Source organism: Cohnella sp. GCM10027633 (assembly GCF_042675445.1).
Lineage (GTDB): Bacteria > Bacillota > Bacilli > Paenibacillales > Paenibacillaceae > Cohnella.
Window position 1 is genome coordinate 33,159 of the sequence record NZ_JBHTGV010000018.1, and the last position, 22,091, is coordinate 55,249.

Sequence of the window (22,091 nt, forward strand, 5' to 3'; positions counted from 1 at the left end):
TAACCGAGAACGGAAACCAAGGTCAACAGACGTTAGACCATACTGCCAAAGGGGACGAGCCTTATTCTTCGATATTCAGCGGGATCTCTCCCGGATAACCCAAGCCTTGCTCCTTGCGCGCGATCTCGCTGATATATTCCCGATCGTTCAATCTGACGATCTCTTGCTTCAGCGCGTCGCTCTGGACGGTGGCATCGGTAAGCTTCTTGTTCGCCTCTCGCAAATCGCTGGAGCGATCGCTCATCTGGCCGTATTGGACGTATAGCACGTAAGCTGCCCAGCTCATGAAAATAACCATGACAAATAACAGCAGCTTCAACCTTCTGCGCGCGCCCGTCATTGCCGATGTAGTCGTCGCCATGGTGCGAGATGACATTCCGATGCCTCCTTTCACGGTGTTATTATAGCATATATTGGATAAACGAAAATATCCTTCTTACGATGCAATTACCCACGCGGGACATGTCGAAACATCGACGCTACTTTCGGCGGAACACCGCCATGATCTCGCGCCACTTGTCCCTCGCGTACCGCCCCGCCCGAACGACCCGCATCGCGGGCGGACGAAGCCTGACGCGAACCGGCAACAGCAGCTTCCACGCCAACTTGGCGAGCCCCGACAGCGGCTTGTAGAGCAGCTTGCCGACCCATAGCAGCAGCGCCGCCGTCACGATGAACGTAATATCCAGTATCTTCGCCAGCAGGCGAACGATCCAGCGCACCGGCTTGAAGACCAGCGCGTTGCCGATTCGCCATAGCAGTCTGGACAGTTGCTGCAGTCGCTCGATCAACCAGCCGGACAGCTTGGCCACAGTGCGGCTGAACAGCCCGAAGTAGCCGGTGACGCCGATGCCGAGGCCCAGGAACACGTACATTCGCACTTCGCCGTGGTTGCTGTCGAGCAGCAAACTGAATACCGCGAGCGTCGCCGCCGCCCAATAGACGACGTCTAGACCCGGCAGCAACCAGCGCGCGACATGAAACCGATGGCTCGCGACCCGATAGACGTCGAATACGGTGCCCATGGCGAGTCCGCTCAGGATCATCGCTCCGATCGTCGTCCATTGCGCCGCCGCGTTCATTTGAACAACTTTCCGAACAAACCTTTCGATTTGTTCGCGGATTGGCCGTCCAGGTAGACGAGCGAATGGATCGAGCCCTCGATCGAGACGAGCTTCTGCTCTAGGCTTAAGTTCTTCATGTGCAGGTTTTGGCCACGAACGGTCAGAAACCCGCATTCGGTCTCAAGCAGAAATTCTTCGTTGTCGAAGCTCTCCACGTTGTTGACGCCGGTAATGTCCAGCGACTTGCGGTTCAACATGCGAACTTCTTGATGCTTGATGCCTTTGGCGTGTTCCATGGCGCGTCCCCCCTAGCCTTTAAGACTAGCTTATGGGGGACAGGCTACGATTAGAACAGACGCTTAGCCCCGAATGTAGACGCAGACAGGCTTGCTTACCGCGACTTCGCTGCCCGCGTAGACCGGCAATCCGGAAGCGGTATCGATCCGGAACAGCACGACCGTGTCCGAGCCTTGGTTCGCGGCGAGCAGCCACCGTCCGTCCGGCGTGATCGCGAAGTTGCGCGGCGTCTTGCCGCGCGTCGAGACGAAGCCCGCCGAGCTCAGCGCGCCGGTCGTCTCGTCGACCGCGAAGATCGCGATACTGTCGTGCCCCCGGTTGGAGCCGTAGACGAATCGGCCGTCCGGCGAGACGACGATCTCCGCGCACCAGCTCTCGCCGGCGAACGAAGCCGGCAGCGTCGGGAGGCTGTCTTGCTTCGTCAGCTTGCCGCCCTCGGCATCGTAGTCGAACCGGGTCACCGTGCTGTCCAGCTCGTTGATGACATAGGCATACCGTTGCGACGGGTGGAACTTCATGTGCCGCGGGCCGGCGCCCGGCTCGAGGCTGACGGCGTCGTGCACCGCCCATTGGCGTTCTTCGCCCAGCGCGTACGCCATGATCTTATCCATGCCGAGATCGGGAATGAACAGGAAGCGCCCGTCGGGGCTGAACACCGCCGAATGCGGATGCGGCGCTTCTTGGCGGTCCGCGTTCGGGCCCGTGCCGGAATGGCGGAACCGGACGTTCACCGCGCCGGGCACGCCGCTCTGATCGATCGGATAGACGACGACCGAGGCGCCGCTGTAATTCGATACGGCGATCCATTGCTCGCTCGCGTCTAGCATCACGAAGCACGGATGAGCGCCGAGCGTCGGATGGGACATCGCTTCCTGCAGCGAATAACCCTCTTCCCCTTCCTCGACGAGGAACGTGACGACTTCCCCTCCCGGTTGACCGTTAAGCGTATCGACTTCGCTGACCGCGTGCAGATACTTGCCCGAACGGTCCATCGTCAAGAACGACGGGTTCTCGATTCCCGTGAATTCCGCTTCCTTCGTCAGCTGCGCCGAGTCCGGGTCCAGCCTAAGCCGGGTAATCCCGACGTCCTCGCTCTTGCCGTACGCGCCGATCCATACTTCGAATGCTCCAGCCATGCTTGCAATCCCCTTTCGTCCTTACCCGCCCAAGGCGGCCGAATCGTAAAAAAAGACCGCCCGAAGGCGGTGCTGTTCGTGGTGACGGTTGAGCGAAGTCGCTTTACAGGAACGGATCTTCGTCCCTCTTGCGCGCTTCTTCCTTCAGCACCGTATACATGCCCTCGACGTCTTCCTTGCGCGTCGATTCGCTCAGCCGCTCGACCTTGACCGTCAGCGTGCGCTGTCCGAACTGAACGTCGAGCACGTCTCCGACCTTGATCGTCGTGCTCGGCTTAGCCTCTCTACCGTTGAGAAGGACGCGCCCTTGATCGGACACGTCCTTCGCGACGGTGCGGCGCTTAATGAGCCGCGACACCTTCAAAAATTTATCCAGACGCATGAATTACTTAACGGCGTCTTTCAGCTTGTTGCCCGCTTTGAAAGCAGGAACCTTGGAAGCAGGGATCTCGATGGAGTTGCCCGTTTGCGGGTTGCGGCCTACGCGGCCGGAACGGCTGCGAGTCTCGAACGTGCCGAAGCCGATCAGTTGAACTTTGTCGCCGCTGGCAAGAGCGTCGGTTACTTCGCCAAGGAAGCCGTTCAATACGGATTCTACGTCTTTCTTCGTCAAGCCGCTTTTGTCTGCGATGTTGTTGATCAGGTCGGTTTTGTTCATGGTACAGATTCCTCCTAATAGGTCGTTTCATATTTCGTCCCGCGAGGCCGCTTAGGGCCTGGAACGTTGCTTGTTTAAAACACGATGAATACTATTCTGTCCGTTGCTAAAAAAATCCTGCCGAACATTCAAAAAAAATCGCGAAATAGGTAGAAAGTATGGGAATTTCGTCGCAATTTACAAAGATTTTAGGTGGATTTGTGCTCTTTGGCCTCCTGCCACCAAGCTTCCATCTCTATCAAGCTAGTATCTCCGAACGTTCGGCCGTCTATACGCAGCCTCTCTTCGATATAGCGGAACCTCTGGGCGAACTTGCGATTCGTGCCCGCTAGCGCCTCCTCAGGATCGACCTTGAGGAATCGGGAGACGTTGACGACGGCGAACAACAGGTCCCCGAGCTCGTCCTGCTGGCGGTCCCGATCCTCGTGCGCGGACGCGTGGCGAAGCTCTTCGAGCTCCTCCTCGATCTTGTCGAACACGCCGGTCAGGTCCGGCCAATCGAAGCCGACGCCGGCCGCCTTCTTCTGCTGCTTATGCGCGCGCGGCAACGCGGGCAGATCCTTCGGAATGCCGTCGAGAATCGAATCGCGCTTCTCGCGCCCTTTGCGCTTCTTCTCCTCGGCTTTCATCTGCTCCCAGTTGCGGAGCGCCTCCTCGGCGTCCTGCGCGTTCTCCCCGCCGAACACGTGGGGATGACGGAAGATCAGCTTGTCGTTAAGCTCGGCAAGCACGTCGAACACGTCGAACGTGCCGACCTCCTCTTCCATCTGGCTATGCAGCAGCACTTGGAGAATGACGTCGCCGAATTCCTCCTTCATGCCGTCCGGATCGTCGTTGTCGAGCGCCTCGACCGCCTCGTACGTCTCCTCGATGAAGTTCTTGCGTATCGACAGGTGCGTCTGCTCGCGGTCCCACGGGCAGCCTTCCGGGCTGCGGAGCGTCGCGACGATCTCGTGCAGCCGCTCGAACGAACCACGGCGCAGCTTGTCGTCGTCGCTGGCCGGCACGTAGATCAGCATCAGGTTGCCGTAATCCGGCTGGCGATCGAGCTCGTGCAACGGCACGACGCGGATCGATTCCCGGCCGGGCACACCGAGCGCCTGGCCGATCGTGACGGGATGATCGTCCGGATAGACGCCCATGAGTGCAAGCTTCACGTCGGAAGCGGTGAACGAATCGTACACTTGGCCGATGACCGTATGCAGGCGCGGGCGGAGCATGTCCCGCGTCAGTCCGGACGCGTCGAGCAGCTGGAAGCCTTCAATCGGATCGAAGCCGAGCCGCGTGAACGATTGGTCGAGGAAGCTCTCCCCGCCGAGGATATGTAGGGCGATGCCGCTCTCCGGCGCTCGGGCGCGCAGCAATTGCACGGCGCGCTCGGCGACCATTGGATGGCCGGGTACGGCGTAGATAATAGTGGCTTCGGCGTCGGTTTCGGCGCCGGCTAGTTCGAGCAGCTTCGCGGCGATCGCTTCGTACACGTCCTCGAAGGCGTCATGCTGCTCGTAGATCGCGTCGAACGACTCGAAGCGGATATCCCGCTTGCTCAGGTCGGCGACTGCGGGATGATCGGACGTGCGGACGTAGCGGCGCGAAGCGCGCTCGAGCGCCTTCAACGCGCCGAGCGTCAGCTGGTCCTCGCCGCCGGAGCCGAGGCCGATTACGGTAATGGAAGCTGGCATAGGTATGAGTCATCCTTCCTTGGATCGGTTTCTGTTCGAGACGGCATCCGCGTAGGTATGGACGCGGTCCAGCCAGCGATCTACGCGGGTGCCGGACAAGCCGGGCAGCACTCGCCACTCGCGAGGAAGCGCGGCGCCGAAGGCGACGAGCGACGCGGCGAATACGGCGGCGCCTACCGCGATGCAGGGCAGCGCGGTGAGGAGCGCCGATGCGCGCGCGGGCAAGGCGCCGGTCAGGGCGCCCAGCAGGAGCGCGCATGCCGCGACCGCCGCCGCCATGGCGGCGAGCGCAGCGGCGGAGCGTCCCGCGACGCTTAGGCGCGGGGCGGGCAGTCGGACGCGCTGGCGCAGGCTCAGCGCGTTCAGGGTTGCCGCGGCGGCGAAGGCCGCGGCTAGGGCGATCGCGGCGCCGCGGATGCCGTACGCGGGGACGAGGGCCGCGTTGAGCGCGAGCTTGAGCAGCGCGGCGGCGGCCAGGTTGACGGCGGGCGACCGCATGTCGCCGAGCCCCTGTAGCAGCGCGGAGCTGACCGCCTGCAGCGTGCCGCCTAGGGCGGCGACGGCGAGGAGCGCCAGCGCGATCGTGCCGTTATCGTCGGCGAACAGCGCGACGTTGATCGGCTGGGCGAGAACGGCGAGGCCGACGGCGGCCGACGCGCCGAACCACCACGCCAGCCGGGTGGCGCGATGCGCGCCGGCGACGATCGATTCGCCGTCTCCGCGAGCGCGCGCCGCGGTCAGCGCGGGCACGAGCGCGGCTGCCGCGCCCGCAGCCGCCATAATGACGAGCTGGTTTAAGGCGATGCCGCGGTTGTAGACGCCGAACTCCGAGAGAGAGAGTGCGGCGGCCGTATCCGAATGCTGTCCCAGCAACCTCGGGATGGAGAACGCGTCGATCAAGCCGATCAGCGGAGCGACGACGGACGCGAGCGCCACCGGCACGGCAACCGCCGCGATGCGCCTGAGCAGCTTGCCGCGCGATTCGGGCAACTGAACCTTGCGCGCCCCATCGCTCGCAGCAGCCCCACCCGGCTTGCCGGCCTTACCGCTCTTGGCGCCCTTGCCCCGAATGACGATCGGCTCGGTTCGCCGCCAAGGCCAACGCCAGAGCATCGCGATCAGGCCGGCTACGGCTCCGGCCGCCAAGCCCCCATGGACGGCGGCCGCCGTCGAAGCAGGCGACCAAGCCATACGAACGGCATAGATAAGCATGATCAACATAAAGGCGACGCGAGCGACTTGCTCGGCGATCTGGGAGAGGGCGGGCCGAGCCATCTCCATTCGGCCTTGCCGATAGCCTCTGAGCACGGCGGTAGCCGGCGCGAATAACAGCGCGATGGACGACATGCGGATCGCGGAAGCGGCCGACTCAACGCCCATCCAGCTCGCGAATTGCTCCGCGAAGACGCACAATATCGCGAACATGACGAACCCGCTCGCGACGAGCAAACCGAGCGACCAACGCAGCACTCGTCGCGCTCCGTGCTCGTCGCTAGCGGCCACGCGCTCGGCCACCAGCGCGCTGACCGCCACGGGCACGCCGGCCGCGGCCAGCGTCATCCACATGATCGCTAGCGCGTATACCGCGCTATACAAGCCGAACGTCTCGTCGCCGGCCATGTTCTGCAGCGGAATTTTCTGCAGCGTGCCGATGACCTTCGACAGCAGCGCCGCTCCTCCGAGCAGCGCGGCCCCTTGCCATAACGCCTGCTTCGCTGATTGCTTGCCTTGCCCGGATTCCAGATCGACCGACATCGACGCCCATTCCCCATTCCTGATCGTTGCACAATAGAACCATTATAAGCGATTGCGCTCGTCGTACGCCAAAAAGAACCGCAGCACGGCACCGGGAACGTCCGCCCTCTAACGGTGCGCGACAACGTTGCACGATCAATGACGCGCTTTCCGCGCCTCTAACTGTGCGTGGCACCGTTGCATGTTCGCCGACGCGCTTTCCGCCTCTCTAACGGTGCGCGACAACGTTGCACGATCGCCGACGCGCTTCCTGCCTCTCTAACGGTGCGCGACACCGTTGCATGATCGCCGACGCGCTTTCCGCCTCTCTAACGGCACGTGACACCGTTGCACGATCACTGACGCGCTTTCCGCGCCTCTAACTGTGCGTAGCACCGTTACAGCAACGTTGCAGCATTTTTCTGCACCGCCACCGCCACACCCCAATCCACATAAAAGCGCCTGTCCCGTCGCGATGGAAGGTACAGACGCTTCGTTGCCCTATTTATGCGGTCGGCGCGGCGGCGCCTATTGTTCCATCTGCTTCGCGAGAAACCCTGCCGCCGTCTCCACCATCTTGCTCTCCATCTCTCCGACGCTCGCCGTATCGTCCTTGCTCAGCAGGACGACCGTTCCGATCGGATCGCCCCCGGCGACGATCGGAGCCGCGACGAACGAGCCGTTCGCGTCGTTGCCGTCGCGCATGATCTCGTGATTGCCGGCGCTCGGTTCCAGCAGAATCTTGCGGTTCTCCATGCAGCTCTCCAGAAGAGCGCCGATCGCCTTGTCTAGGAATTCCTTCTTCGACGCTCCCGCGACGGCGATGACGGTATCGCGATCGGAAATCAAGCAGATGTGCCCCGTGCTCTCCGACAAAGATTCGGCGTATTCTTTGGCGAAGTCGCCCAACTCGCCGATCGGGGAATATTTCTTAAGAATGACTTCGCCGTCCCGATCCACGAAAATTTCCAGCGGATCGCCTTCCCGGATCCGAAGCGTGCGGCGAATTTCTTTCGGTATGACGACCCGCCCCAGGTCATCAATGCGACGTACAATCCCGGTTGCTTTCATAGCTCGTGTTGCCCCACTTTCATTGATGTATTAACCTGCCTGCTACCGGTGCCAATGACTTCCGGCCTTTATGGCGAACGCTGGAGTACGGTCGGAAAATGGTGTCATCAAGTCGTGAGTGTAGTATTCAACCTCTCCCATTTTCTTATGCGCATCCCCTGCTCTGGATCATTCCGCCAAATCCGGCCGCGGGCGGTCATTCACGGCTTGGCGATTCGTTCGCCTTCTAAGGATTTCCCCGATTCTTTGGCATATTCCCCGCCGCGCGACAGCAGCTTCCAGATGAGCTGCGCCGCTTCCTTCACCGTGCGCGGGCGGTAATCCCCGACCCCTGCCCCGCTCCCGGCGCCCGCACCCTGCAGCAACCGGAACGGTCGGGCCAGCCGAGGAAGATGAAGCGATGCTTGCTCGAGCAGCTTGTCGTCGAAAAGCACGTCAGCCGTTCCCGAAGCGAGCAGCTTGCCGTCCTTCAGCAGCAGCACCCGGTCCGCCCACTCCGCCGCGAAATCGACGTCGTGCGTGGCGACCATGATCGTAAGCCCTCCCTCGTGCAGCTTCCCGAGCAACGCCTGCAGCTCGTCGCGTCCTCGCGGGTCGAGGAACGACATCGGTTCGTCCAGAATCATGAACGCCGGACGCATGGCGAGCACGCCCGCGATCGCGACGCGGCGCTTCTGACCGTAGCTCAGCTCGAAAGGCGACCGATCCCTTAGCTCGAGCATGCCGACGCTCTCCAGTGCCTCTGCCGCCCGCTCGGACGCTTCCTCGGCGGTCAGCCCCAGATTGCGCGGGCCGAAGGCGACGTCCTCCAGGACGGTGGCCGAGAAGATCTGGTCGTCGGGATCCTGATACACGACGCCGACGCTCCGCCGTAACCGGTGCTCGTTCGCTCGGGTAACCTTCTCCCCGAACAACCGCACCTCGCCCGCTTGCGCCGGTTCCAGTCCGTTCAGCAGCGAGATAAGCGTCGACTTGCCGGCCCCGTTCGGCCCCATAAGCGCTACCTTCGAGCCGGCCGCAATGTCGAAGCTGACGCCCTTCAACGCCGGAATGCTCCCGTAAGCGTAGCCGACGTCCTTCACTTCCACGACGGGCCCCTTCGCGCCACTAGCCGCCTGCTCGTCCTTCACCGGATATCCCCCTTCCAATCCGCCTCTTGCCAACATCGCCGTATAGATCCGCCCGCTTCGCGAGTAAGCCCGGACGAACAACGCGCCCATGAGCTGTCCGAATCGCTTGTACGCGATCGCGTTCCACAGCCACCCCGTCGTATTCATCCCGCGCGATCGTTGCGCCTTGGACATGCCGTGCGCCTCTTCCTTGAGCAGGAAGAAGTACCGCAGCAAGAGCGCCATGATCTCGAGCATGACCGCCGGAATGCCGACGGCCCTCAAGCTGCGAATGAGCACGAAGATCGGCGTCGCCGCCAGCAAGTAGGTAAGCAGCAGATTGGCGCTCGCCAGCTTCAGCAAGATGACGGTCGCACGTTCCACTCCCTCATGCGTCGCCGTAAATCCGAGTACGTCGAACGCCGGCTCGCCCGCCGTATGGAACGGAACGAACAGAGCCGCGCCCGCCCCGAACGGGAGCAGCAGCAGCATTCTCCGCAGGATCGTCCGAAGCGGAATGCCGCACCAAAGCGCGATAAACAATAACAACCCGGCCGTTCCGGCAAGAACGGCGGGTTGCCTTATCGCGACGATCGCGACGAGAAGTATGACGACGGTCCACAGTCGATAGGTTGGATTGACGATCAGCGGCTTGACGCCTTCGCTCTCACGAAGGACGATGGTCGCCTTGCCCGACATCGTCATCCCCCTTACTCCGGCGCGATAACGTTCCGGTTAACAGATATAACGCCCCGTACATCAAGCCGATGCCGATCACCCCGGCAAGCCCGACCTTCACGATCGGAACGCCGATGCCCGGCACCTCGTAATCCGGAATCCACGCCGTCCAGGAAGGCTCCTTGGCCTCGTCCAGGAAGCCGTGGTCTTCCGCCACCCGTTCCAGACCGTCCGGATGCGGGGAAGCGAAGTAAGAGATCAGCCCTCCAGCCAGCAGCGTGACGATCGCAAGGACGATCCACTTCTTCTTGTTGCCCGTTACTTGACGCGGTTCGTTCATGAGAGCGGCACCTCCCGCTTCGCCGCGATCGGCGAGATCGCGAGCTTCCGTTCCGTTAAGTAGGCGACGACCATCGCCGTGAGGAGTCCTTCGCCGATGCCGATGAGGCTATGCCAGCCGGCCATCGCGGCGAGCGCTACGTCAAGCGGGAACGTTCCCGACCAAGCGAGCAATACCGCGACGCCGCACGATGCGGCTACGATCGAGACCCAAGCGGCGATGAAAGTCACGACGGGGGACGCGCGGCCCTTCAGCAACGCGAGTCCCGCGCGATAGACGCCGTAGCCGGCGTAAATGCCGATAACCCCGGTACACAGAATGTTCGCTCCCAGCACCGTTAAGCCGCCGTCCTGGAACACGAGCGCCTGGATAATGAGCACGCAAGACATGACGATAACCGCGATCGAGGGGCCGAACAGAATCGCCGCCAGCGCCCCGCCGAGGAAGTGTCCGGACGTTGCGCCCGCGATCGGGAAGTTGAGCATCTGCGCCGCGAAGATGAACGCGCCGATGAGCGCGATCTTCGGCACCTCGGAACGGACGAGCGTATCTCGGGACTTCCGCAGGCTGTACGCGAGCGCGCCGGCGCCCAACGCCCCTGCCGCCACGCACGATTTAACGTCTAGGAATCCGTCTGGAATGTGCACGTCGATCCCCTCCTTGTTTCCATAATGATCCCCGATCCGGAGAGGCTCGTCAATAGTTATGTCAGCTAATCTTCCTTATGTTTAAGAAGTGCCGCCAGCTCGCGCCGCAGCTTCAGGAACTCGGGATGCTCGCGCACGTCCGGCGTCCTCTCCGCGGGCAGCGTGACGGGGAATTCCCGCAGAATGCGACCCGGCCCCGCGCCCATGACGATGATTCGCTGCGATAGGAAGATCGCTTCGTCGATGTCGTGCGTGATGAACAGGACGGTCGTCTTCTCCTTGTCCCATACGTCCAGCAGCGCTTCCTGCATCTCCAGCTTCGTCTGCGCGTCGAGCGCGCCGAACGGTTCGTCCATGAGCAGCACCTTCGGCCCGTTCGCCATTGCCCGCGCGATGGCCACCCGTTGCTTCATGCCGCCGGACAGCTGCTTCGGCAAATGGCTCGCGAATCGCTCGAGACGCGTCACGCGCAAATAATGGTTCGAGAGCTTGCGCCGCTCTAGAATCGGTACGCTCTTCAGCTTCGGACCGTACTCGATGTTCTCGCGGACGGTCAGCCAAGGGAACAGCGTGTACCCTTGGAACACCATCCCCCGGTCCGCGCCGGGACCGACGACGGGCGCGCCGTCCAGCAGCACCTCGCCTTCGTCCGCTTCCTCCAAGCCCGCCACGATGCGCAGAATGGTCGACTTCCCGCAGCCCGAAGGACCGAGAATCGTCACGAATTCGTTCGCGCCGACCGACAAGTTAATGTCTTCCAGCGCTCGGAACGAGGTCTTCTTCGCCTTGAACGTCTTGCCGACGCCTTGAATCGCGATCGCTCCCGATCCGACCGAAGCGCTGACTTGCCGTACCGCTTCGCTCATAGCCAACGCCCCCTTCGTTCTACGTAGATGATTACACCCATGGATACAAGCGACGGTTCAAGAAGGCGAAGATCCGGTCGCAGATCAAGCCGAGCAAGCCGATCACGATGATGCCGACGAAGATCTGATCGGTATTCAAGAACCGCTGCGCCTTCAAGATCGAATATCCGAGTCCCGTGTTGGCGGCCATCAGCTCGGCGACGACCAAGTACGTCCACGCCCACCCCAGAATGAGGCGCATCGTATTCAGCAGCTTCGGCTGGACGGCGGGAATGATGACGGTCTGGATCGCCTGCCAGCGACTTGCCCCGAGCGTGAACGACGCGTGCACGAGGTCCTTGGAGACGAGACGAACGTCCGAGGCGACCATCAGCACGAGCTGGAAGAAGCACCCGATGAAGATAAGCAGCACCTTCGCCCATTCGCCGATTCCCGCCCACACCATAATGAGCGGAATGAACGCGACGGCCGGCATATAGCGGATGAATTCCATCGGCGGCTCCACGAACGCCTCCCCGTACTTGAACGTGCCGGCGAACAAGCCGATCGGGATCGCGACGAGGCAGGCGAGCGCGAACCCCGCGCTGACGCGGAACACGCTGACGCCGATATGGTTCCAATACGCGGACGTGCCGAGCAGGTCGAACATCGTGTTCAGCACCGTGCCGGGCGTCGGCAGGAAGATCGGATTCACGAATTCTCCGTAGCTGAGCACCGCCCAGACCGCCAGCATGACGGCGAAGGAGACGACGGCCACGATCGTGAAGCCGGTCTTCGGCACGTCCTCGAATATTCGCATCGCGCTGCGTTTCTTCGCCGCCGGCTTCGCTGCGCTCGTCTTCGCGTTCGACGGCTGCGCGGCGGCCGCGACTTGCTGTCCTCCCAATTGCTCGTTCGCCATACTCATGCGATCACTCTCCTGCGGCTTTAATGACGAACTTCGGTTCCAGCAGCGCTTCTACGTCCGGAATGGACGAGATCATGTCCAGTCCCTTCAAGAATTCCGCCGTCTTCTTGCCCGTGTAAGCGAGCGACGTATACTCCTCGCGAACTTCGAACGCGTTCACGTTGTCCTCTGCGGTGAACAGCTTAATGCTCTCTAGCCCGAGCTTGAAGTCCTCCGGCGACGTCTCCGCCTTCTTCGCCATCAGCTCGATCGACTCTTGCTCATGGTCCTTGAAGTAGGCGAGCGCATCGAACCATGCGTCGATGATCTTCTGCACGTCGTCCGGACGGTTCTCCACGACGCTCTCCTTGAAGACGAGCAGGTCCGGAATGAGCCCCGGCGTGTCTTTGGACGAGAACAGAATCTTGCCCTTGCCTTCCTTGACCGCGGTCGTCTGGAACGGCTCCCATAGGACGGAGGCGTCGGTCTTGCCGGAGATGAAGGCCGGCGCGGCGTCGTTGACCGTCATGTTCGTGTATTTAATGTCGCTCTCCGACATGCCGTTCTGTTCAAGGGCGGTCAGCAGCAGCAAGTGATCGACCGTGCCGAGCTCGGTCGCGACGGTCTTGCCCTTCAGATCTTGGATCGAGTTGAACTCCGGCTTGCTGACGATGGCGTCTCCGCCGTCGGAGTTGTCGTTCACGAGGACGGCCTTCAGCCCGATTCCCTTGGACAGCGGCGCGAGCGTGTCGGACAGCGTTTGGCTATTCGCGTCGACTTTGCCGGTCGCGAGCGCCTGCAGGGAGTCGCTGTATACCGGGAACCACTCCAATTGAACGTCGACGCCGTGCTTCTCGAAGAAGCCTTTCTCCTCTACCAGGAACCAGAAGAACCAGCCCGGCCACGGGCTCAGCGCGATCTTGATCGGTCCGTCCGCGCTTCCGGCGTTATCTTTGTTACCGCAAGCGGACAACAGGAGGCTGCTGACCAACACGACCGACAGTAGGGCGGACATCAACTTGCGAGGGCGTAATCCAATCGGTTTCATGACTCTCCCACTCCTTTGTTATTTGTCTGTTTAGAATAGAAAAAGCCTGAGAGAGAGGGTCTCCCAGGCTTTTGTCCTTCCGTGTAATTGACCGAGGCGGCAGATCGCGCGCCTTAGCCAAGCGCCGTCTCTCGGACCAGCTTGGCGCAGCCAACGGAACCCTAGACGACTTGGCGTTTCCCATGATCGTTCGGGAAACCGATATATAGTTGTTAGATTTACTAACATACTACCAACTGTTTGTGTGATTCGTCAATAAGCATGTTAGTTTTTTTAACATATTTCATTTCAATGTTCGGTTACACCGTCAAATACTTCATGACCGCCGGATCGTCTAGCTCCTCGCGACCGCCATGCCACACGATCGTACCTTTCTCCATAATATAGAACCGGTCCCCGACGCTACGGACGAAGTCCAGACTCTGCTCGACGAGCAGAATCGCCGTCTTCCCCTCATCGCGTATGCCCCGAATGACGTCCTGGATCGCCTCGACGATCGACGGCTGTATGCCCTCGGTGGGCTCGTCGAGCAGCAACAGCTCCGGATCCGAGATGAGAGCCCGCGCGAACGCGAGCTGCTGCTGCTGGCCGCCGCTCAGGTCGCCGCCCTTCCGGCCGTAGAACTCCGGCAGGATCGGGAATTTCTCGACGGCGACAGCCGGGATGTCCTTGCCTTTGCGCTTCGCCGAATCGCGGTTCGCCTCGAGTCCGATGCGCAGGTTCTCGTACACGGACAGCTGGGAGAAGATCTCGCGCCCTTGCGGCACGTAACCGATCCCGCTCCTGGCCCGCTCCCCCGGCGCCCGCTTCGTAACATCCGCGCCCTTGAAGGAGACGGACCCCTTCCTCGCCTTAAGCAACCCCATGATGCTCTTCACGAGCGTAGATTTGCCGACGCCGTTGCGCCCCATCAGGCAGACGACCTGCCCCGGCTCGACCGTCAACGTCACGTCGCGCAGGATGACGCTCTCCCCATAACCCGCTTCAAGCCGTTGAACTGACAGCATCGTAATCCCGCCTTTTGCCGAGGTAGACTTCCGCTACCCGATCGTCTCTTTGCACCTCGTCCATGGAACCTTCCTTCAACAGCTTCCCTTCGTGCATAACGGTGACCTTGCTTGCAAAATTGCGCACGAACTCCATGTCGTGCTCGACGACGACGACGGTCCGCTTGCGCACGATTTCCTGCAACAGCTCGCCCGTCTTGTCGGTTTCCTTGTCGGTCATTCCCGCGACCGGCTCGTCGAGCAGCAGAATTTCCGGCTCCTGCAACAGCATCATGCCGATCTCGAGCCATTGCTTCTCCCCGTGGGAGAGCAAGCCCGCACGCAGCTCCTTCTTGTCGCCGAGGCCGATGAGCGCAAGCTCGGCGTCGATCCGCTCTTGGTCGGCTTTGCGCATCTTGGCGCGAAGGGTCGACCAGACGCCGCGATTCTGCGCCATGGCGATCTCCAGATTCTCCTCCACCGTCAGCCCGGCGAAGATCGAAGGCGTCTGGAACTTGCGTCCGATGCCGAGCTGCGCGATCTCGTGCTCCTTGCGCTTCGTCACGTCGACGGCGCCACTCTTGCCGTTGAACAGCACCGAGCCGCCGGCAGGCTTCACCTTGCCGCAGATCGCGTCGAGCATCGTCGTCTTCCCCGCCCCGTTCGGGCCGATCAGAAACCGCAGTTCCCCGGGCAACAGCTCCAGACTCATCTCTTGAACGGCTTTGAAGCCGTCAAACGACACGGTTACCTTCTGGCACGACAGAATTGAGCTTGATTTCATTCGTCTTCCGCCTCCTAGTGAGTAGTTGCCCCCCTTGCCGAATGACGCCGACGATGCCGCCCGGCAGGAATACCGTCACGACGATGAACAACGCGCCGAGCATGAACAGCCAGAAATCCGGATAAGACGCGCTCAGCTCGCTTTTCGCTTGCGTCATGATGATCGCCCCGATGACCGCGCCCACGAGCGTTCCCCGGCCGCCGATGGCGACGAGCAGCACGAGCTCGATCGACGGCACGATGGCCATCATCGTAGGCGAAATAATGCCGACGTGGAACACGAACAACATGCCCGCGAGCCCCGCCAACGCCGCGGATACGGCGAAAGCCGCCATCTGATACTTCGCCGGATCGTAGCCGAGGAACCGGGTGCGGTTCTCCCCGTCTCGAATGGCGCGCAGCACCTTGCCGAACCGACTCTTGACCAAGTATCTGCAGACAAGGAACGCGACGAGGAGCGCGACGACCGTCGCGAGATACACCATTGTCTTGGCCGTATCGGACTTCAAGCTGTACCCGAACAGCTTCGTGTAGCCCGTCAATCCGTTCGTCCCGCCCGTGTACGCCTGCTGACCGACGAACAGGGTGACGGTAATGATAACGAGCGCTTGCGTCAGAATCGTAAAATAAACGCCGCGGATCCGGTTACGGAACGTGAAGAAACCGAGCACGAGCGCCAGCGCCGCCGGTATGACGATGCCCATGACGGCCGCGAAGGCGAAGCTCTTGAACGGCTCCCAGAACCACGGCAGCTTCGTCAGCCCCATCCAATCCATGAAGTCGGGCAAGCGCGAACCGCTCGCTTCGAGCTTCAGGTGCATCGCCATCGCGTAAGCGCCGAGGCCGAAGAATACGCCGTGGCCCAAGCTGAGAATGCCGGTGTACCCCCACAACAGATCAAGGCCGAGCGCCACGATCGCGAAGGCGAGACACTTCGCCAATAAGTTCAATCTGAAATCGCTCAAGTAGAGCGGAGCCGACAGCAGCGCGCCGGCGGAAACGGCATAGACGACGAGCAGCCAAATCCGGCGCGACGCATGAATGGAAGACAACAACGCGATCACCTGCTTCCCTACGAATATCCCTTGCCTTGCGCGAACCTCCGAAGCTTAGTCGAGCGAACGCGTCCGAACCGCGAACATGCCCATCGGCTTCCACTGCAGGAAAGCCACGATGCACAGGAAGACGAGAACCTTGCCGAGCGAAGCGTCCGTCCACCATTCGAATAGCGTGTTGAACACCCCGATGCCAAGCGCGCCGGCCACGGTGCCGACGAGCTTGCCGACTCCGCCGAGGACGACGACCATGAACGCGTCGACGATATAATAAGTGCCGATAGACGGCCCGATCGGTCCGATTAACGTAAGCGCGCAACCTGCGATGCCCGCGATGCCCGAGCCGATCGCGAAGGTGATGGCATCCACCCTGCGCGTCGATATGCCGAGGCATGCCGCCATGTCGCGATTCTGCATGACCGCGCGCATCCGACGCCCTGCGCCGCTGCGGTAAATATACAAGTACATGCCGACCAGGATGAGAATGACGAGCGCGATGATGAACAGCCTTTTGTACGGAAGCACGACCCCGCCCATCAAAGTCAGTCCGCCGTTCAGCCAGGAAGGACTCTCGACGCCGACGTTGGGCGCCCCGAAGATGGAACGCGCGAGCTGCTGCAGCATGAGACCGACGCCCCAGGTGGCAAGCAAGCTATCCAGAGGCCGGCCGTACAAGAAACGAATTAACGTGACCTCCAGCAGGAACCCGATCGCGAACGCGAGCGCGAAGCTCACGAGAATGGCCAGCGGGAAGTAGGCGTCGAACATGCTCTTGGGAAAAGACGACTTAAAGATTTCTTGCGTCATATAAGCGCCGTAAGCGCCGATCATGATGAATTCGCCGTGCGCCATGTTGATGACCCGCATAAGACCGAACGTAATCGCGAGCCCGAGCGCGATAAGCAGCAGAATGGAGCTGACACTGAGGCCGTTGAACATTTGCGTTACCCATATTTCCATCGACGATAACCTCCCTTGCCTTCGGTAAAAGCGAGGGGAAGGCCCGGCTGAACGCCGAACGCTTCCCCTGCTTGTGCTGCGGCTAGATTACGACCCTTCGCTGAGCCCCTTCGCCCATTCGTAAGTCTTCAGGTACGGATCCGGCTTCACCGGACCGCCGGAGTTCCACAGCTCCACGATTTGACCGTCGGCTTGGATCTCGCCGATCCGCACGGTCTTATAGATATGCTGGTTGTCTCCGTCGATCGTGACTTTGCCTTCCGGCGCGTTGAATTCAATTCCCTTGGCAGCTTCTTTCACTTTGTCTACGTCGAAGGAACCGGCCTTCTCGGCCGCTGCCGCCCACAGATAGACCGCCACGTATCCGGCTTCCATCGGGTCGCTCGTAACGCTGTCCGCGCCGTATTCCTTCTTGAAGTTCTCGACGAACGCCTTGTTCTCCGGCGTATCCGTCGTCTGATAGTAGTCCCACGCGACGAGGTGGCCCGTTAAGTATTCGGGACCGATGCCCTTCACTTCTTCCTCCGCGACGCTGACGGATACCGTCATCAGGTCCGCGGAAGAGATGCCCGCATCTTTCAATTGCTTGAAGAACGCCACGTTGCTATCGCCGTTCAGCGTGTTGTACACGACGTCCGGCTTCGCTTCCTTGATCTTCGCGATGATCGTCGTATAATCCGTATGTCCAAGCGGGGTGTATTCCTCCGCGACGGCTTCTCCGCCGTTGGCGGCGAGCTGCGCCTTGATGATCTTGTTGGCTGTACGCGGGAATACGTAGTCGGAGCCGAGCAGGAACACTTTCTTCTTGCCCTTCTCCAGCAGGAAGTCGACGGAAGGGATGATCTGTTGGTTCGTCGTTGCGCCGGTGTAGAAGATGTTAGGGGATGATTCCAAGCCTTCGTATTGCACCGGATACCAGAGCAGGCCGTTCAATTCTTCGAATACCGGAAGCATCGCTTTACGGCTGGAGGACGTCCATCCGCCGAATACCGTCGCGACTTTGTCTTCCGATAAGAGCTTGCGCGCCTTCTCCGCGAATGTCGGCCAGTCGGACGCTCCGTCTTCCACGACCGCTTCGATCTGCTTGCCGAGCACGCCGCCCTTGGCGTTGATTTCTTTGATCGCCATCAGCTCGGAGTTCTTGACCGTCACTTCGCTGATCGCCATCGTGCCGCTCAAGGAGTGCAGAATACCGACCTTGACTGTGTCTCCCGATGCCGCGGACGACGCCGGCGCCGAAGACGAGCTCCCCGCTTCTCCGTTGTCGTTGTTGTTGCCGCACGCCGCGAGCACCATGCTCGCGCTCAATGCCAATACGAACCCTTTGATCCAATTACCCTTCCTCATCCTTCCACTCCCCGATCTTTTGTATGGTTTCTCTCTTTAAATCCGAACGTTAGGTTCTCTCCACAACCTCACCGTTCGTGAATCCATTATATGGCGATTTTCTATGTGGTGTCAATATACATGACATAACATTTGAGAAATATCTATTTTTCGGGATAAAATCTTCAACGTCCTCATAGTTTATGTTAGTTTTATTAACATTATAATGCGATTTAATGACAAAACTGCGGGTTTGTGTCGGGTTCTTCGCGAGTGTTGCACGGTCGGCGCGATCCCCATCTGCGGCGATTTAGCGCCATCATATAACGTTATTCCGGCGCACTCCCCATCCACGGAGATTTAGCGCCATCACATAACGTTATTCCGGCGCACTCCCCATCCACGGAGATTTAGCGCTATCACATAACGTTATTCCGGCGCGCTCCCCATCCACGGCGATTTAGCGCCATCACATAACGTTATTCCGGCGCGCTCCCCATCCACGGCGCTGTAGCGTTACCACATAACGTTGCATCGGCGTATTCCCTAATCGCGGCGCTGTAGCGTTACCACATAACGTTACACGGGTGCATTCCACTTCTGCCCATGAAAAGACGCCCCTTCGCATCGAAGGAGCGTCCGCTTACCGCATATACCTTAGTACACTCTTACTTCCACGATCTCCGCCCGCTCCCCGCCGTTCGTCTCGCGGACGACGACGCGGATGCTCTCCGCGCGCATCGGCGCGGCCAACCGATGGACGCGCTTGCGTTTGCGGTTATCGTCGACGCTCGCGATCGTCTTCCACTCGCCAGAGGCGAGCGCTTCGACGTCGTAGCGCTTGGCGAGCTCGGGAATGACCGCGAACGGCGTCTCGTGGTGGTGCAGGTTGATCAGATCTTCGTTGACGTCGTCGTTGAACGTCAGGTGGACTTCCGACACGTCCGCCGCGCCGCCCGTCAAGCGGACTTCCAGCCACTCGGCCCCGCCCGCCGCGAGCGGCTCGGACACCCACGCATGCGGACCGCCGTAGGGGCGAGCATAACCGTCGATCGCTTTCGCCGCATCGTACGCGCCCGTCTTGACGTCGAAGCAGAACGGCTGACGCACGAGCCGGCGCTGGGTCCATTCGACGACCGGCTGATCCGGCTGATGGTCCTCGAGGTTGGAGCTGACGAGCGGCTTCGTGCCTCGTTCGAACGCGATGACGCCCGTGATCGGTACCGCCGACTTGAACAACCCGACCGCATCGTTCGCCCGAACGATTAGGAAGGCGTTGCAAGGCTCGTCGCCGAACAGATCCGCCGCGACCGGCACGTCCACCCATTGCGACTCCCCGGCTGCCACCGCAATATCGACCGCATAACGCTCGTTCGCGGGCACGTAATTTTCCGCGCGGCCCGTATCCCACAGCTCGACCCGAAGCGTCGTCGCCTCGCTCGCGGACACCAATAACCTCAACCCGCCAAGCGAGCCCGCTACCGGGAACAGCAAGCCTACGTCCTTCTCCAGCGCATACGCATCCGCCGGCCGGTCCAACCGGATCTCTCCCATGACGCTCGAAGCGCTCGCAGCCCCGTCCCGCGCCAGATCCGCCGCATCCTCGTTACGCAGCCCGATGATCGACGAATCGTGCCTCAGCATCGTCTGCTGCAGCTCCGCCAGATGCTTCTCCCGCAGCTCGCGAGGCGTAATGCCCTTCTTCAGCGCCAGCGCCGCGCCGAACCCGGCCGCCTCGCCCATGACCGCGCACGTCGCCATGACGCGCGTCGTGCCGAACGCGACGTGCGTCGCGCTAACGTTGCGGCCCGCGAACAGCAGGTTGCGGACGTTCTTCGAGTAGAGCGAGCCGAACGGAATATGGTAGATGCCGTCCGGATGCAGATGCTTCGAGCCGCTCTCCTGCGCGTACATTCCTTGCGGCGGGTGAAGGTCGATCGACCAGCCTCCGAAGGCGATCCGATCGTCGAACGGCCGCTGCGAGATAACGTCGCTCTGCGTCAGCACCGTGTCGCCGAGGAAGCGGCGATACTCGCGCTTGCCCGGAATGGAGCCGACCCACTCGAGCGTCATGTTATCCGCTTCGAACTTGCCGCTGTTTTTAATATAGTTCCAAATTCCGTAGATGACCGACCACAGCTCGTCGCGAATTCGCTCGTTCTCGTGCACCGTGTCCAGCTCTCCGCCCCACTCGATCCACCAATAATGGCAGCCGGAGTCGCCGCTGCGGATAACGCGCTTGATCGGAATCGACGTCTGCTCGATGTCCTTCGCGAACGACGGCGCGACGAACCGAACCGGCTTGCCGACGTCCTTCGTGTAGAACAGCAGCGTGCTGCCGAGCGTAATATCGTCGGCGACTTCCGGCGCCCAATCTTCGCCGTACTCATGGCGCGCTTCGCGTCCGATCCGGTACGCCGCCCCCGCGAGGAAGCCGACGAGTCCGTCGCCGGAGCAATCGAGGAACATCTCGCTCTCGAAGCGGATGAGCCGCTCCGAGCCCATCATCCAGCCGGTGACGCTGCGGATCGTCCTGTCGTCCAACTCGCCTTCCGCCTCGACTTCGCGCACGTCGGTGTTCAAGTACAAGCCGATGTTCGGCTCCGCCTTCACCGCCTCGAGCAGCGTCACGTCCCACAGGTACGGATTGCCTTCCGGGTTGCGGAACTGGTTCTCCACGAACAGCTCGCCCATGATGCCAGTCTCCCGAGCGAACCGGTTGACGCCGTGGCTCGTCGCGCCGCACACCCAGACGCGCACCTCGGAGCTCGAGTTGCCGCCGAGCACCGGACGGTTCTGCACGAGGGACACCGTAAGCCCCATGCGGGCCGCGGCGATGGCGGCGCTGATGCCGGCCAAGCCTCCCCCGACGACGGTAATGTCCGTTCTGACCGTTTCTTGTCTCATGCCTATGACCTCCTGGGATTACGATTCCGGATCAGCCTTTGACGGCGGAGCTGGAAATGCCTTGAATGATATATCGCTGGCCGACGAGGAAGATGACGATCATCGGGATGATCGCCGCGGCGGATGCCGCCATCATGCCGTTGTAGTCGACGTTGTTCTCGAGAATGAAGTTCTGCAGGCCGAGCGGAATCGTGTACAAATCCGGACTCGTCAGGAACACGAGCGCATTCTCGTAGTCGTTCCAGTGCCAGGAGAAGTCGATGATCGCGAACGTCGCGAGAGCCGGCTTCGCCAGCGGCAGAATGAGACGGAAGAAGATGCGGAAGTGGCCCGCTCCGTCGAGGAACGCCGATTCCGTAATTTCCTTCGGCACGCTCATGAAGAACTGCCGAAGCATGAACACTCCGAAGATCGAGAACATGCCAGGAAGAATGAGCGCCCAGTGCGTATTGTAGATATGAAGCCAATTGAACATGATGAACTTCGGCACGAAAATAACCTGAGGAGGAATCATCATCATCGACAAGTACACGATGAACAACGTATCGCGGCCCTTGAATTCGGTACGCGCGAACCCGTACGCCGCCAGTGCGGACAGGAATACCGCTCCGACGGTCGAGATGACCGCTACTTTGATCGAGTTGAGGTAATACGGCACGAAGCTGTAATCGCCCGTCCAAATCCGCTTATGGTTGCTCCAATCGAGCTTCGACGGCAGCCACTTCGAGAACACTTCGCTCGGCGTCTGGAACGACGTGCTGATCATCCATAGGAAAGGAAGGATCATGAACAGGCCCGCGATAAGCATGACGACGGTGACGGGCGCTTTCACCCTTTTTCCGGTTTCAATCATGAGAT

At 60.9% G+C, this 22,091-nt stretch carries 22 protein-coding genes and 1 riboswitch; all 22 genes read right to left on the minus strand.

Annotated features, from left to right (window positions below; translation table 11 throughout):
- Window positions 1-61: 61 nt before the first annotated feature.
- Window positions 62-376, minus strand: a complete 315-nt coding sequence (locus ACFQZG_RS25205; protein ID WP_378157517.1) for an FtsB family cell division protein — start codon at window positions 374-376, stop codon at window positions 62-64.
- Between the two features lie 103 nt (window positions 377-479).
- The gene (yabQ, locus tag ACFQZG_RS25210; protein WP_378157518.1) at window positions 480-1,082 is read right to left on the minus strand and encodes a spore cortex biosynthesis protein YabQ; all 603 of its coding nucleotides are present in this window, start codon (window positions 1,080-1,082) and stop codon (window positions 480-482) included.
- A complete protein-coding gene (gene yabP, locus ACFQZG_RS25215; RefSeq protein WP_378157519.1) occupies window positions 1,079-1,360 on the minus strand; it encodes a sporulation protein YabP in 282 nt (93 codons plus the stop codon). The genes yabQ and yabP overlap by 4 nt, the downstream gene beginning before the upstream one ends.
- A 63-nt stretch (window positions 1,361-1,423) precedes the next feature.
- Entirely contained in the window at window positions 1,424-2,497 is a 1,074-nt protein-coding gene (locus ACFQZG_RS25220) for a lactonase family protein (protein WP_378157520.1), read from the minus strand.
- Window positions 2,498-2,600: 103 nt separating this feature from the next.
- Complete coding sequence (locus ACFQZG_RS25225) at window positions 2,601-2,879, minus strand: RNA-binding S4 domain-containing protein (RefSeq protein WP_378157521.1); 279 nt, start codon at window positions 2,877-2,879, stop codon at window positions 2,601-2,603.
- A 3-nt stretch (window positions 2,880-2,882) separates the two neighbouring features.
- Window positions 2,883-3,155, minus strand: coding sequence for an HU family DNA-binding protein (locus ACFQZG_RS25230; protein ID WP_378157522.1), 273 nt, complete (start codon window positions 3,153-3,155; stop codon window positions 2,883-2,885).
- Window positions 3,156-3,343: 188 nt separating this feature from the next.
- Window positions 3,344-4,837 carry a bifunctional methyltransferase/pyrophosphohydrolase YabN gene (gene yabN / locus ACFQZG_RS25235; RefSeq protein WP_378157523.1) on the minus strand — a complete coding sequence of 498 codons (1,494 nt, stop codon included), beginning with the start codon at window positions 4,835-4,837 and terminating at the stop codon, window positions 3,344-3,346.
- Between the two features lie 9 nt (window positions 4,838-4,846).
- Window positions 4,847-6,592, minus strand: coding sequence for an oligosaccharide flippase family protein (locus tag ACFQZG_RS25240; protein WP_378157524.1), 1,746 nt, complete (start codon window positions 6,590-6,592; stop codon window positions 4,847-4,849).
- Between the two features lie 507 nt (window positions 6,593-7,099).
- Window positions 7,100-7,642, minus strand: coding sequence for a stage V sporulation protein T (gene spoVT, locus ACFQZG_RS25245; RefSeq protein ID WP_378157525.1), 543 nt, complete (start codon window positions 7,640-7,642; stop codon window positions 7,100-7,102).
- A 200-nt stretch (window positions 7,643-7,842) separates the two neighbouring features.
- The gene (cbiQ, locus tag ACFQZG_RS25250; protein ID WP_378157526.1) at window positions 7,843-9,456 is read right to left on the minus strand and encodes a cobalt ECF transporter T component CbiQ; all 1,614 of its coding nucleotides are present in this window, start codon (window positions 9,454-9,456) and stop codon (window positions 7,843-7,845) included.
- The gene (locus ACFQZG_RS25255; protein ID WP_378157527.1) at window positions 9,419-9,769 is read right to left on the minus strand and encodes a PDGLE domain-containing protein; all 351 of its coding nucleotides are present in this window, start codon (window positions 9,767-9,769) and stop codon (window positions 9,419-9,421) included. Before ACFQZG_RS25255 ends, cbiQ begins: the two co-directional genes overlap by 38 nt.
- A complete protein-coding gene (locus ACFQZG_RS25260; RefSeq protein WP_378157528.1) occupies window positions 9,766-10,416 on the minus strand; it encodes an energy-coupling factor ABC transporter permease in 651 nt (216 codons plus the stop codon). The genes ACFQZG_RS25255 and ACFQZG_RS25260 overlap by 4 nt, the downstream gene beginning before the upstream one ends.
- Before the next feature lie 65 nt (window positions 10,417-10,481).
- Window positions 10,482-11,282: an ABC transporter ATP-binding protein gene (locus tag ACFQZG_RS25265; RefSeq protein WP_378157529.1), complete on the minus strand. Its 801-nt coding sequence runs from the start codon at window positions 11,280-11,282 to the stop codon at window positions 10,482-10,484.
- A gap of 31 nt (window positions 11,283-11,313) precedes the next feature.
- Entirely contained in the window at window positions 11,314-12,189 is an 876-nt protein-coding gene (locus ACFQZG_RS25270; RefSeq protein ID WP_378157530.1) for an ABC transporter permease, read from the minus strand.
- A 4-nt stretch (window positions 12,190-12,193) separates the two neighbouring features.
- On the minus strand, window positions 12,194-13,216 hold the full coding sequence (locus ACFQZG_RS25275) for an ABC transporter substrate-binding protein (RefSeq protein WP_378157531.1): 1,023 nt from the start codon (window positions 13,214-13,216) through the stop codon (window positions 12,194-12,196).
- A gap of 58 nt (window positions 13,217-13,274) precedes the next feature.
- Window positions 13,275-13,392, minus strand: a riboswitch (guanidine-I (ykkC/yxkD leader).
- Window positions 13,393-13,515: 123 nt separating this feature from the next.
- The gene (gene urtE, locus ACFQZG_RS25280; RefSeq protein ID WP_378157532.1) at window positions 13,516-14,223 is read right to left on the minus strand and encodes an urea ABC transporter ATP-binding subunit UrtE; all 708 of its coding nucleotides are present in this window, start codon (window positions 14,221-14,223) and stop codon (window positions 13,516-13,518) included.
- The gene (gene urtD, locus ACFQZG_RS25285) at window positions 14,201-14,986 is read right to left on the minus strand and encodes an urea ABC transporter ATP-binding protein UrtD (protein ID WP_378157533.1); all 786 of its coding nucleotides are present in this window, start codon (window positions 14,984-14,986) and stop codon (window positions 14,201-14,203) included. Before urtD ends, urtE begins: the two co-directional genes overlap by 23 nt.
- Window positions 14,937-16,040 (minus strand): urea ABC transporter permease subunit UrtC, encoded by a 1,104-nt coding sequence (gene urtC, locus ACFQZG_RS25290; RefSeq protein WP_378157534.1) that lies wholly within the window; start codon window positions 16,038-16,040, stop codon window positions 14,937-14,939. The genes urtD and urtC overlap by 50 nt, the downstream gene beginning before the upstream one ends.
- 54 nt (window positions 16,041-16,094) lie before the next feature.
- Complete coding sequence (gene urtB / locus ACFQZG_RS25295; RefSeq protein WP_378157535.1) at window positions 16,095-17,000, minus strand: urea ABC transporter permease subunit UrtB; 906 nt, start codon at window positions 16,998-17,000, stop codon at window positions 16,095-16,097.
- 87 nt (window positions 17,001-17,087) lie between these two features.
- Complete coding sequence (gene urtA / locus ACFQZG_RS25300; RefSeq protein WP_378157536.1) at window positions 17,088-18,347, minus strand: urea ABC transporter substrate-binding protein; 1,260 nt, start codon at window positions 18,345-18,347, stop codon at window positions 17,088-17,090.
- A gap of 636 nt (window positions 18,348-18,983) precedes the next feature.
- Window positions 18,984-21,233, minus strand: coding sequence for an FAD-dependent oxidoreductase (locus ACFQZG_RS25305; protein WP_378157537.1), 2,250 nt, complete (start codon window positions 21,231-21,233; stop codon window positions 18,984-18,986).
- A 31-nt stretch (window positions 21,234-21,264) separates the two neighbouring features.
- The gene (locus tag ACFQZG_RS25310) at window positions 21,265-22,086 is read right to left on the minus strand and encodes a carbohydrate ABC transporter permease (RefSeq protein ID WP_378157538.1); all 822 of its coding nucleotides are present in this window, start codon (window positions 22,084-22,086) and stop codon (window positions 21,265-21,267) included.
- Window positions 22,087-22,091 lie beyond the last annotated feature (5 nt).

Excerpts from the sequence above, each read along its gene's own strand:
- ACFQZG_RS25205 (WP_378157517.1), bottom strand. The coding sequence starts at position 376 with ATGTCATCTCGCACCATGGCGACGACTACATCGGCAATGACGGGCGCG.
- yabQ (WP_378157518.1), bottom strand. The coding sequence starts at position 1,082 with ATGAACGCGGCGGCGCAATGGACGACGATCGGAGCGATGATCCTGAGC.
- yabP (WP_378157519.1), bottom strand. The coding sequence starts at position 1,360 with ATGGAACACGCCAAAGGCATCAAGCATCAAGAAGTTCGCATGTTGAAC.
- ACFQZG_RS25220 (WP_378157520.1), bottom strand. The coding sequence starts at position 2,497 with ATGGCTGGAGCATTCGAAGTATGGATCGGCGCGTACGGCAAGAGCGAG.
- ACFQZG_RS25225 (WP_378157521.1), bottom strand. The coding sequence starts at position 2,879 with ATGCGTCTGGATAAATTTTTGAAGGTGTCGCGGCTCATTAAGCGCCGC.
- ACFQZG_RS25230 (WP_378157522.1), bottom strand. The coding sequence starts at position 3,155 with ATGAACAAAACCGACCTGATCAACAACATCGCAGACAAAAGCGGCTTG.
- yabN (WP_378157523.1), bottom strand. The coding sequence starts at position 4,837 with ATGCCAGCTTCCATTACCGTAATCGGCCTCGGCTCCGGCGGCGAGGAC.
- ACFQZG_RS25240 (WP_378157524.1), bottom strand. The coding sequence starts at position 6,592 with ATGTCGGTCGATCTGGAATCCGGGCAAGGCAAGCAATCAGCGAAGCAG.
- spoVT (WP_378157525.1), bottom strand. The coding sequence starts at position 7,642 with ATGAAAGCAACCGGGATTGTACGTCGCATTGATGACCTGGGGCGGGTC.
- cbiQ (WP_378157526.1), bottom strand. The coding sequence starts at position 9,456 with ATGACGATGTCGGGCAAGGCGACCATCGTCCTTCGTGAGAGCGAAGGC.
- ACFQZG_RS25255 (WP_378157527.1), bottom strand. The coding sequence starts at position 9,769 with ATGAACGAACCGCGTCAAGTAACGGGCAACAAGAAGAAGTGGATCGTC.
- ACFQZG_RS25265 (WP_378157529.1), bottom strand. The coding sequence starts at position 11,282 with ATGAGCGAAGCGGTACGGCAAGTCAGCGCTTCGGTCGGATCGGGAGCG.
- ACFQZG_RS25270 (WP_378157530.1), bottom strand. The coding sequence starts at position 12,189 with ATGAGTATGGCGAACGAGCAATTGGGAGGACAGCAAGTCGCGGCCGCC.
- ACFQZG_RS25275 (WP_378157531.1), bottom strand. The coding sequence starts at position 13,216 with ATGAAACCGATTGGATTACGCCCTCGCAAGTTGATGTCCGCCCTACTG.
- urtE (WP_378157532.1), bottom strand. The coding sequence starts at position 14,223 with ATGCTGTCAGTTCAACGGCTTGAAGCGGGTTATGGGGAGAGCGTCATC.
- urtD (WP_378157533.1), bottom strand. The coding sequence starts at position 14,986 with ATGAAATCAAGCTCAATTCTGTCGTGCCAGAAGGTAACCGTGTCGTTT.
- urtB (WP_378157535.1), bottom strand. The coding sequence starts at position 17,000 with ATGGAAATATGGGTAACGCAAATGTTCAACGGCCTCAGTGTCAGCTCC.
- urtA (WP_378157536.1), bottom strand. The coding sequence starts at position 18,347 with ATGAGGAAGGGTAATTGGATCAAAGGGTTCGTATTGGCATTGAGCGCG.
- ACFQZG_RS25305 (WP_378157537.1), bottom strand. The coding sequence starts at position 21,233 with ATGAGACAAGAAACGGTCAGAACGGACATTACCGTCGTCGGGGGAGGC.
- ACFQZG_RS25310 (WP_378157538.1), bottom strand. The coding sequence starts at position 22,086 with ATGATTGAAACCGGAAAAAGGGTGAAAGCGCCCGTCACCGTCGTCATG.